The sequence below is a fragment of the Desulfogranum marinum genome (assembly GCF_963675105.2).
GTDB lineage: Bacteria > Desulfobacterota > Desulfobulbia > Desulfobulbales > Desulfobulbaceae > Desulfogranum > Desulfogranum marinum.
Genome location: NZ_CAXXRO010000001.1, coordinates 154,829 through 167,429 on the forward strand (window position 1 = coordinate 154,829; position 12,601 = coordinate 167,429).

The window sequence follows — 12,601 nt, forward strand, 5'->3', positions numbered from 1 at the left end:
AAACCCATTGCAAAACCGTTTATCAATTCCCATCGCGGGTTGCTGTTGCGTTTTATTGCTCTACCTTTTTGGCTTCACCCATGGCCTGAGCACCACGGCACAGGATCTTCTTTTTCGTCTTCGCGGACCAGTTGCCCCGCCGCAATCGATAGTCATCGTAGGAATTGATGAAGGCAGCCTGAAAAAGCTGGGAGCGTGGCCGTTTCCTCGCAAAACACATGCTAAACTCCTTGTTCAGCTCTCTCAGGCAAAGGCAATTGGCTTTGATTTTCTTTTTTCAGAGCCAACTGATGACGACGTACTTTTTAACAAACAACTCAACCATTCCCCGCCGGTCATATTTGCCTCGGCCACTACTTTTGAGAATACAATGCTCACCCCCTCACCAGGCCTAGATCAGGTCACAGGGACCGGGCATATTGAAACGATATTTACCACCGACGGCATTGTCCGTGAAGTCCCTTTCAACATACGCTCCGGTCAGCAACCCTTTAGCTTGGCGCTGCTTCAGGCATCCGGAAAAGAGACTCCCACGCCCCCCACACAACAGGAGCCACTCCTCATCAACTACTACGGCCCGGAGAGAACCTTTCTTTACCTCTCCTATATCGATGTACTTGAAGGGCATATCCCTCAGGACTTTTTCAAGGATCGCTTTGTGTTCATCGGGGCCGAGGCCATTGGTCTTAACGATACTTTTATTACCCCTTTTTCCCGCACCCAGGTTACTCCTGGGGTAGAAATCCAGGCAACTATCCTTGGCAATCTGCTTGAACAACGCTTCCTTCACCCCCTGCCATTACTCTCCTTTTTTCTCGTTGCCCTACTGCTTATCATGGGTGCAGTTTTATGGCCGGTAGTTGGCGAACGCTATAACATCTGCCTCAACCTAATCCTCCTCGGTACAGTATGGGTTATCGCTGTTGTATTTTTTCACAACTGCTTTTTTATCGACATAGCACTCTTTTCCGTGGTGCTCTTTCTGACGTATCTCTTTCATCTGCTGCAACAAACGCTTTGGGCCGGCAATGCGATTTATATCCAAATTCGCGCCCTCAATAAACGGTTGGACAAGGGACTGGAGCAAATATACGGATATATACCCAAAAAAAATCACCACCGTAGCAAACGAGGAATGCTCAACACCTTGGGGATTCATCAATACATTGAGCAGTTACAACATGCTGCCGACGCCCTGGGTATGCAGCACACTTTTCTTGACAATTTACTCAACAATGAACTTCCGCCACTGGTACTCTGGGATACATTCTCCGGCCAACCTATTTTCGCAAACATTCACTTCCGTAAATTTTGGCAGCACCATGTCCCTGATGATTCAGGCTTACCAAATTATGCGGCTTTTGCTGATCATATCTTCCGGCATCAGATAACAAATACCGACAAAGTAACAGCCAGTCCCATCCTTGGGCCAGGCACTCCCCTTCACATCGAGATACAAGTACTTAACAACTCCGGCAGGCACTACTTCCAGATCGACATGCATCGCTTTTCAACCGAAGAAACACCCTTTGAGGGGACCATTGCCATCCTCCATGATGTTACCCGACTAAGAGAATTGGAAAGAGTAAAAGATGAAATAGTTTCCATAGTTTCGCATGAACTGAAACTTCCGCTGACAACCATTCTCGGATACGGAGAAATGCTTGCAGATAGCCTGGACCTTGAACAGCAACAATATGCTGAAACCATCTGCACCGAAGCGAAACGATTAAACCAGCTCATTGTCACCTTTCTTGATATCAATCGTATTGAAAGCGGCAAACAACAATTACAGTTTTTCCCATTTCAGCCACTTACGCTAATTGGTGATGCCATAACCAGCGTCACCCCAGCAGCTCGAAAAAAAGCAATTACTCTCACGGCCCAGCTCCCCAAAAAAACATCTCCCATGACGGGTGATGAACTCCTGTTACTCCAAGCCGTTATCAACCTGCTCGACAATGCAGTAAAATTCAGTCCTGAAAACAGTAGGGTAACGCTTACCCTTCTGGAACAGGAACATCATTTCACCCTCAGTATTGAAGACGAAGGCCCAGGCATCCCCGAGCAACTACACAACGCCATCTTTAAAAAGTTTAAGAGAGGAACGAATACACACAGGCAGGAAGGCTTTGGCCTAGGGCTTAGCCTGGTCAAAGAAGTCGTCGATAGGCATAACGGACAAATTTCAGTTTTCAATAAAGGTGACAATGGAGCTATTTTCACCTTGCTGCTACCAAAACAAACAACGGTTAAATAACGAAACACTCACAACCGAAGGAGACACTCCCTCTACTCAAGAGTTGTCCTGAAATAAATTGAACACCTCCCATCGTATCTTCAGGTCATCGTTGGCTGCTCTTCAATCACAACGCCCTCAACGTAAAACAACTACGCCTGTAGCTTTGTCAATGAAATCATCCACATCTAAACTACCCTTAATATGAGCGCAATACTGTCCAACTTGTTCAAGGAAAACCCCTTGCTGTTACTGTACTCAATATATTGTTTGACCTTTGTTCTCACCTGACATTTACCAAAATTTTACTTGCCTTGAGTTACATTCTGTTATTATATTCTTCTTTAATAAAAATTCTGTCTTGGCAGACAGTTACAAGCTCTTTAAGAATAGTAATCAAACTCATCTCCCCTTTTGTTTTCTCCATCTGTCTAAAGGTCTGCAATGAAAACGCCTCGCAAAAGACACCTGCTGCTCGAACAACTCGAAGAACGAATTTTTCTGGATGCCAATCCCCTTGCCGTAGCAGCTGATACTGCCGAACCTATTGATGTGGACATGCTGGAAACAACAGACGTTCAGACAGCACAGCAAACGGCTGAGGAACAAACTCCTGCAGAGAGCACGGATAGTACCCAGGAGACTGATTCCCTAAACGATGGCGTGAACGATGAGCCTGCACTGGAGGCTGAGGGTGATGTGGATTCACAAACAGAGCCTACTGAGCAGGATGAGAGTGATGTCACCGTTGACAGTGTTGAGACCGCTTCAATAAAAATAACCTCAGACGATGCAGAGGAGCTACCTCAGGATCAAGAAAGTGCGCTTGCTCTCACTGAAACAGACGCGAAAATAGAAAACACAGAACAAATTGTCTTTGTCGACAGTACGGTTACAGACCATGCAACACTGGTTGATGGGGTCGTTTCAGATCTTGAGCAGACAGAAGCTGACGATACCAGGCAAGAGCAAACCATCTCGGGAACCAAGGTTATCATCCTGGATGCAGCAACTGATCAGGTGCAGCAAATCACCGATACCCTTTCAAATTACTCTGAGCTTACCGGGGTACATATCATCTCACACGGGAGCGAGAATAGCCTCCAGCTTGGCTATACAACCCTAGATACTTCCAACATTGACGACTACGAAAGCCAGCTCTCACTCTGGGGTGATGCACTCTCTGAAGAGGGCGATATTCTCCTCTATGGTTGCAACATTGCAGAAGACACAAGTGCAGAGAACTTCATTGAAGCCCTGGCAGAGATCACAGGAGCTGAGGTGGCCGCCTCAGATGATCCCACCGGAAACGCTGCAAGCGGCGGTGACTGGGACCTGGAGGTTGCAACCGGCGATATTGAGACAACCGTGCTTACTGATGCAAGTGGTGAATGGGACGCCACTTTAGCTCCGCCTGTTCCAGAAGTTTCAGTATCCTTACCTTCCGAAGGCCTCATTGAGGAAGAGATAGAGTTCACTGTCAGTTTTGACAACTCGGCAGCAGAAGGAGACTCAACGAACATCGGCTACGGTCCGTACTTGGATGTATATGTACCTGCCGGTCTTAACGTCACCTCTGGCCCCACGTATGGTACCGCACCTGTCAGCACTACAGCCTATACATGGGATAGTACCAATGCTGTTTGGATCAATGAAGCTGACAGCTCGGATACCATCGACCCCAACAATTCAGATGCTGCCCACCCTTTTGACACTATTGGTGGAGCTATTCCTCTAGAGAATGGTACCCATGACGGTGATACTTGGTACGTTATCGAACTGCCTTTTGGCTCGTTTACGCCTGAGCAACCGACCATTGATATCAATTTTATCGCAGAAATTGATGAAGATGCTGTAGATGCATCTGGTTATGCGGCAGGTGACGCTGTGGTAGGGGTCGATCTTGAGGTAAAAGCACGTGGTGGCTTTATTTATGGAAAAGACCCGTTAGACAACCCCAAGACAGACCTAATCATCATTCAATCGGACTTAGCCAGCGATACGGTCACCCCTCAACTTTTTACGATCTCAAAAACCACTGATGCCAACGAGAGCGAAACAGCTACAGGACCCAATTTTCCGGTAGAATATACAATCGAGATAGATATCGCACCGGATCAAACCGTAGAGGATCTGGTCATATCGGATTTTCTACCTAACAGCGCTTACTATCGAGATGATATTACCATTACTGTTAACGGAGTTGACTATACATCAACAGTCGAGAATGCCAGTGGTTATGAATCACCAACAGCATGGCTACCCCACAATGCTCCTGACAACGACTTTATCCTGCCGATAGGCTCTGTCACTGGCGCCCCAGCCGATGGTGTTTCGGAGGTAACAGTCACTTACACTGTGTATTATGGCGAGTTTGATGCCGATGGCAACCCGGTCATCGACCCGGTTACCGGTGCTGCTGATATTGCCTTAAATGAAGCAAGTGCAACAGGCAACTATGACAACCCACTAACAGGAACAGGTCAAGTTACTGCAGGTTTACCCGACAGCGGTGATGGAGATGGGGTTGATGATGGCGACGGCTCTGATACTCCCCAGGAAATTAACTCCATCGCTACCCAGAAGAGTGTTGAAATTTACCAGGATAATGGTGCTCAAGATGACCCTGCTACTGATGAGATCACCATCACTCCCGGAGATATTCTTAAATATACCATTGACTTTCAAATTTCAGATTACTTCGGTTTTGAAAATATTGTTGTTACGGACACTCTAGGAGATGGGCAGCATTACCTTTGGACCGATGCCGTGGTGGGGTCGGTCACAACGTGGAACCCGACCTTACTAATTGATGGAAATGGTTACAACTTTGATCTTTCATGGGATAATGCTGATCTTGACTTAACCACTGGAATTGGAACAAGCCACAGTGTAATCAGAGACAGCGTAAGCGGTGAGACAACCATCTCCTTTGATATATCTTCCCTGATCGGCGGAGATGGCGAACTCTATGGGGATCTCTTCGACAATGACGCTTCAATGCTAGGAGGCACCACAGGGACGATAACCTTTTATGTTGAGGTTGATGAGAATTATATCCAGAGCGGGATTGACCCCAGCGTTGATGCCAACGATCCCATCAACAATGATGTCGAAATCAGCGGAGATGTTCTTGATCCGGCCAGCGCTATCAGCGGAGGTAATTACGATTCTACAGGCCATACCGTTACCGAAAATTCGGCAACAGAGCTTACGGTCGAGGGAGTTACAACCCAAAAAGCCATCAGCCACATCAATGGAGTGGAGTATATTGACGGCATGACCATTTCACCGGGTAATGTTGTCACATATACCTTTACACTCGAACTACCAACCGGTGACATTGAAGACTTGATCCTCGTCGACTACCTACCTGTCCCTATCTATGACATAGCAGAGTTTGGTGCAAATCCGGTCATAGAAAATCAAGCTACGCTCTTTGTTGATCACGATGGCGACCCGCTAACTCCAGATATCGCCCAGGAACCAATTGTTGGTGACCTTTCCATAGGAGGCCAAATTTTTCTCGGCAATGATACGGATCTCCACTTTGCTCCCGATGTTGTGGCCGACCCAAGTCCTTGGTCCCCCACGGTTTCTTCAAATGATGGAGCAAATTCGCTCACATTTGATCTCACCACTTTTCACGCTGATTCAAATATCATTACCAATCCTGATAACAACCCCTACTACACTATTGAAATTCTAGTCACTTCCACAGTAACCAATGAGCCTTTTGCAGACGGGCTATACCTCACCAATCAGGCAACCTGGAGTTACAACAATACCTTCCTTGAAAACACGGACCTTGAAAACATCGCCCAAATCCAACTTTCGGCCCCAGAGATACTGATTACAAAAGGTGTTGTTGCAACAGCTGGTAATGGTGAGTTTGTAGATGAAAATGAAGTACCAGCTAATGCGGAAGACCTAAACGATCTGAGTTTCAATGCTTCTGGAAACGATCCATCTTTAAGCGTTTCCAGTGATGGTGTAGATGCGGCTGAAATGGAGGCCAACCCTCTAAATGCCAACATCATTGACGTTGATGGTGGCGATTTGGTCACTTTTGCCGTTGCTGCATACAACATCGGTGGGACATCTGCCTATGGGTTGACCATCAATGACACCCTGCCAAATTCAGGGTTTATCGCTCCCACGAGCACAAACGATATGAACCTCCAGGTATGGAATGGAGATGGCACACAGCTTGTTGATAATACCAACTATACCGTTGACCTGACAGGGGGGGAACTAGAAGTTGTTTTTGATGCTGCAGAAGGAGTGCTCACAGCTGATGGGGTGTTCATCATAACCTATGATCTAGAGGTTGATAACGAAACCGCCATCGACAGTGACATGGCCCAAGCAGGAGTCGAATACGAAAATACGGCATCCATTCTCTACTTCACAGGTCAGCTGGATGACAATGGGACCCCAGGCGACCCTTCGGACGACTTCGCAAACTCTACTGAAAACTGGGTTGATCCACTTGATCCACCAAGTGATAATGCCACAGTAACTATAGAGGAGCCAACCATTGAAAAAGTGCTTGTTGGTACTGGCATCAACAGTGGCGACAACGATAATACTGAAGCCGTTGTCGGAGAAACCGTACAATACAAGGTAACTCTGGAAGTACCTGAAGGCGAAACCCCTTCCCTGAGGATTCTGGACAGTTTGGACCAAGGTCTTGCATTGGTAAGTATCGATACGATAACGATTAGTTCTGGGCTCAGCGCGGATAATTCATTCACGACTCCAATTCTAGGTACAGAAAGTAACATCTCCTATACTGAAGACACTGGTGGCAACGACACTTTTGAAATTGATTTTGGGACGATACTAAACACAGAAGATGACAATGGTGACCCGGAAACCATTATCATCGAATATACTGCCGTTGTCTTAAATACATCTGAAAACCAAAGTACAGCTAACGATTCTGGACCAAATCTTAACAATCAAGTTCAAGCCATATGGGAGCAAGAGGGGTCTGACCAGTCCGCAGCCCAAGACACACCTACTGCAGCTGTAACTGTTATCGAGCCGCTGCTTGATGTTAGCAAGTCAGTAGAAATTGAAGGGACTTCTGACCCAGATCAGGTCACTGGTGATCAGGGTGACAGTATCAGCTACACCATTACCATACAGCACGACGGTAGCAGTGAAGCTAATGCGTATGACGTGAGCCTTCAGGATGTTATTCCAACGGCCATTGACCCAGCCACTATTACTTATGCGGTTAATGACACTCTTCTCACAGATGCCGACGTTGTTATCAACAGTGGCACATTGCAATTCAACCCATTGAGCTCAAGTGGAAATGTCTCCGCAGAAGGCACAATCGACTTCGCTTATGATCCAGGTCGTACCATTACCATTACAGTTTCCGGGAATCTCACAAGTGACACTTCGATTATAACCGTTGGTGATCTCATTGAAAATGATGCTGATGTGTACTGGTCCAGCTTACCGGGAACCACCACAACCAACACTGATATTTCCGGATTTGTTACAACTGGGGACAGTGAGCGTGACGGTAGCGGCGGAGTCAATGACTACTCAGATACCGATCCAGCAGATATTGTCATTGGCGCCAATACAGTAGTTAAGACTTTGCTCAACAGTGAAATTGAGGATGGTGTAGGTGAAGCAAATGGTAAAAACGAAGCTGTTATTGGAGAGATCCTTACTTACCAGGTGGAAATCACTCTGGCAGAGGGAGACAGCCCGGATTTTCACCTGGTAGATACCCTTGACACCGGTCTTTCTTTAATCAGCATATCAGGCATCGCACTTTCAACCTCCGCAACTGCAGATGTTGGAGGTGCCAACAATATAAGTGCATTGCAGGCTGCTCTTCCAATTGATGATCCAACCGATTCTTCTTTTATAACCTATACCCAAAGTTCAGGGGGTAACGATACACTTGATATCGATTTTGGTGATATCATCAATAGCAATGCCGATAATTTGAGTGCTGAGACCATTACGCTCACCTATACGGTCATGGTAACGGATGTAGCGGGCAATACGGGCAATGGTACTAGCGTAGGTTCCCTGCTCAACAACCAGGCACAGCTTACTTGGGATGATTCAAGCGGAAACGAGGTTACTTCCGATCCATCCAGTGCAGTTGAGGTGGAAGTTCTTGACCCTTCGTTAGATATTGAAAAAGATGTTATTTTTGCGGGAAATGGGGATGCCGGGGATACGGTAACCTACACCATCACAATCACCAATGACTCTGCTAACAGCGATGCCAACGCATATGATTTACAGATCAACGACACCTTTAATACAGAACTGGAAAGTTTGACGCTTGATTCCGCTCTCATTGGAACCACTAATGTTGCAGGTACGCTTGATCTAACAGGTTCGACCTTAAGTACCATAGGAGACATTGATCTCCTTCTTGATCAGGAATTAGTACTCACCATAACCGGTACACTGAAGCAAAGCGTTCAACCGGGAGAGAGCATAGATAACACTGCTAACCTTTCCTGGACCTCCTTGAATGGTGCTCGTTCAGACTATTCCGACTTTATTGATAATGGTGAAGATCAGGAACGAACCTATTCCGATACTGATGATGCCGCCTTCATCACCCCGACACCAGGCATTGATAAACAAGGTGGTGGCAGCTACACCATAGGGGAAACCGTTACCTATGATATCGTCGTTACACTGCCAGAAGGTACCATTAACGATTTAGAAGTAGTTGATGAGCTGCCTGATGGGTTGCTCTACGATTCATATAGCATCGACGACACTACAAACTATAGCGGCACTCTGACGCTTATCGAATTCCAAAACGACTATAATGGTAACGATCTTTTCTTCAACTTCGAAACAGCCACAACCTCAAGCTCACTGGACGGGACAACTGATAATTCGTTTACTATCACCGTAACCGCACTTGTCGCCAATATCAGCACCAATGTTGATGGTGCCACGGTGACCAACACTGGCTCCCTCAGCTACACGGACCCTGAAGATGGCCCCAAAACGGTAACTGATGATCCGGTAGTAATAAATATCGTAGAGCCGATAATAAAGACAACAAAAGATGTCGATGCCCCTGCAGGTGATATAAATAATGTACGGCCCGGAGAAACACTGACCTACACTGTGATTCTGGAAAATACGGGTTCATCAATGGCGTACGACGTTACTGCTGAAGATATATTGCCAAGTGGAGTTAGCTTCACAGGTATTGCTTCAGCAGTCTATGCTGATGATTCAGATGCAACGATAAGCGTCGATGACTCAACGCCAGGAACTCTTATCTTTGATAGCGGCACACCAAGAAGCTGGGATCTCGCCCAAGGTGACACTATCACTATTACCTATGACATTGTGGTGGGAGCAGCAGGATATGTCCCTGACACGTATGAAAATGTCGTTGATGCTGACTGGTCAGGTAGAGATGGCACCCATACAACAGATGATGACTTTGAACGTGTCTATGATGATGGAGAAAGTTCAGGAGGCGTCCCTTACGGTGTTGATGGTGATCAGGATGAAAACCCGGCCACTTTTGAAGTTGTGAGCAACCCACCTTCTTTAGGCGATTTTATATGGCTGGACATAGATAATAAGGGTGTTCAAGATCCAGGGGAGCCAGGAATAGCTGGTGTCGAGGTAGTATTGTATAGGGATGACGGCCTTGGTGGTGGTTATGTTGAATTGGCGAGAACCACAACAAATAGCACAGGCTATTATCAATTTGCTAATCTGCCCAGCTCTGAGCTTACTCCCCCATATTTGGTCAAAGTAGAAACCTCCACTCTACCTGATGGGTTACTCCAAACTTACGAAAACCCTTTATATAATTCAGACGACGGTACTGACAATCATCAATCAAAGGTTGAGGTGTTGGATGGAAATGATATTACCGACGTAGACTTTGGCTACCGGGGTGATGGAGCCGTTGGAGATACAGTCTGGTATGACATTGATGGAGACGGTACTCTTGACAGTAATGAAGGCGGGATTAATGGGGTCACTGTAACCCTGGAAGCAGACCTAGACGGTAACGGGAGCCCTGACCTTACGCTTACTACCACCACTGGTGACAATCCATCAACTCCGGAGATAGAAAGCGGATGGTATGGCTTCACTGGCCTTCCTGAGGTAGACTATACCGTTACCATATCCCCTCCTACGGGAAGTGTCGTAACGTACGAGTACCCCTTGGACACTAGTGGTACAACACCCGATGAAACAACTGAATTCTCTCTTTCTGGAAAAAATCTTAATATTGACTTTGGTCTTCAGGCCGCAGGAACTATAGGCGATTTTGTCTGGTTTGATTCAAATAATGACGGAGTTCAGGATGGCGGAACGGAAGAGCCCGGACTTGATAATGTTCTGGTAACATTAACCGGTGACGTTGATGGCGATGGTGTCAGTGATATAACCCTTACCACAACAACTGGAGATAACCCAGATACTGCTGAGGTAGAAAAAGGGTGGTATCAGTTCAGCGACCTGCTTGATGGTGAATATGAAATATCTGTAGACTATGATGGAACGAACTCGACAGGTAGCATGCTCATTTTACAAGACTCAGGTTTTACACAGAGTTACGATCCTAACGAAGACGGCACCTATGATAACACAGCCACCAGTATTACGCTTTCCAATGGCGGAAGTATTGATACTATAGATTTTGGGTATACCGGTTCTGGTTCCATTGGTGATACGATCTGGCATGACATTAATGGAGACGGTGTTCAGGATGCCGATGAATTGGGATTGGACAACGTAGATATCACTATCTCAGCAGACGTTGACGGCGACGGCACCCCTGATTTTGAAAAAACCGTTACCACTGGAGACAACCCAGATACGCCGGAAACCGAAACCGGTTGGTACAGCTTTGATAATCTCCCAGCTGCAACCTATACCATTACAGTTGATCCTGACGACCTCCCCACTGACATGCAACCATTGTATGATCTGGACGATGGTACATCCAATCCTGACGGCTCGGTTGTCTATTCGCTTGCTGCGGGAGAGGTGACCGATCAGGTTGACTTTGGGTACGGCTATACAGGCACCATTGGCGATACTATCTGGTTTGATTATGATGGCGATGGTAGCCAGAATAATGGCGAAGTTGGCCTTTCAGGCGTGACGGTTACCCTAACCGGTGACATTGACCTGGATGGTGATATTGATACCGTTACAACCACCACAGATGGCAACGGGAACTACAGTTTTGACAACCTGCCTGGTGGTGATTTTACCATATCGGTAGATCCATCAACCCTGCCTGGTGGCATGGAACAAACCGCTGACCCGGATGGCAGTAAGGATAACAGCAGCACCCTCAGTCTACCTGTAAGCGGTAGTAACATGACCATTGATTTCGGTTACACCGGTACCGGTTCTGTTGGTGACACCATATGGAACGATCAAAATCAAAACGGTGTTCAGGATGGAGGTGAAGCAGGGCTTCCCGGAGTTGAAATTAGCGTTGGTATTGATCTCAATGGCGACAACAATCCGGATTATACGGTAACCACCACTACAGATAGTAATGGCAACTATCTGGTTGATAATCTCCCTGCCGGAAGCCATGTGGTAAGTGTAGATCCGACAACGCTTCCGGCGGGTATAACGCCAAGCTTTGACCCAGATGGTACCCTGGATAACAGTTTTACAATTACCCTTGCATCGGGACAAGATGTACGCACTGTTGATTTTGGTTATGTTTACCCGGCTGAGCCACCAATTGAACCACCAATTGAACCACCAATTGAACCAGTAACCCCTCTGGTGCCAACTCAACCGACCACTCTAGAAGCGGACGCCTTCTTCATGCACCGCCAGTTTGGTGATACCAGCCAGGAGTTCCCGTGGGATGAAGAACGTGATATAAAATATATACTTCCCCCACTGCCGGTAAGTCCAGTATACACAGGAATGGCCGAACCAGGGACCACCTTGTTCCTCTCCCTTTTTGACAGCCAGGGCAACCAAGTAGGTTTTCAGACAGTAATGGCAGATACTGCAGGCAACTGGCTCGCCAGTTTTCCAGCAACCCTGCTGTATGATCTACCACACCATATGGAACTGGGACAAACCGCCTCCAGCTACAACAACAGCTCACCAGGGCTGTTTAACGCTCGCACCTATTTCAACCCCAATGGCATCGGACTGATCTTTTCCAGATCAACCCTTGATGTGGATATGATTTTTGCCCATATGCCTTCAACCATTATGGCCTCAATGCATGCAAGCAACCAGACCCCTTTTAATTTAAACTGGGATGATTTCAATGGGTACGAATTTTTCAGTCCCTCAATCAATCCAGCAAAAATCAGTCATTAATCACAATAAAGAAGAAGA

Annotated in this window: 2 protein-coding genes; both read left to right on the forward strand. The window is 46.7% G+C overall.

All coding sequences use genetic code 11. From position 1 onward, the window contains the following. Window positions 1–7 precede the first annotated feature (7 nt). Window positions 8–2,260 (forward strand): CHASE2 domain-containing protein, encoded by a 2,253-nt coding sequence (locus ACHZCY_RS00685; RefSeq protein WP_319547480.1) that lies wholly within the window; start codon window positions 8–10, stop codon window positions 2,258–2,260. 423 nt (window positions 2,261–2,683) lie between these two features. After that, on the forward strand, window positions 2,684–12,583 hold the full coding sequence (locus tag ACHZCY_RS00690) for an SdrD B-like domain-containing protein (protein ID WP_319547481.1): 9,900 nt from the start codon (window positions 2,684–2,686) through the stop codon (window positions 12,581–12,583). The last annotated feature ends 18 nt before the right edge of the window (window positions 12,584–12,601 follow it).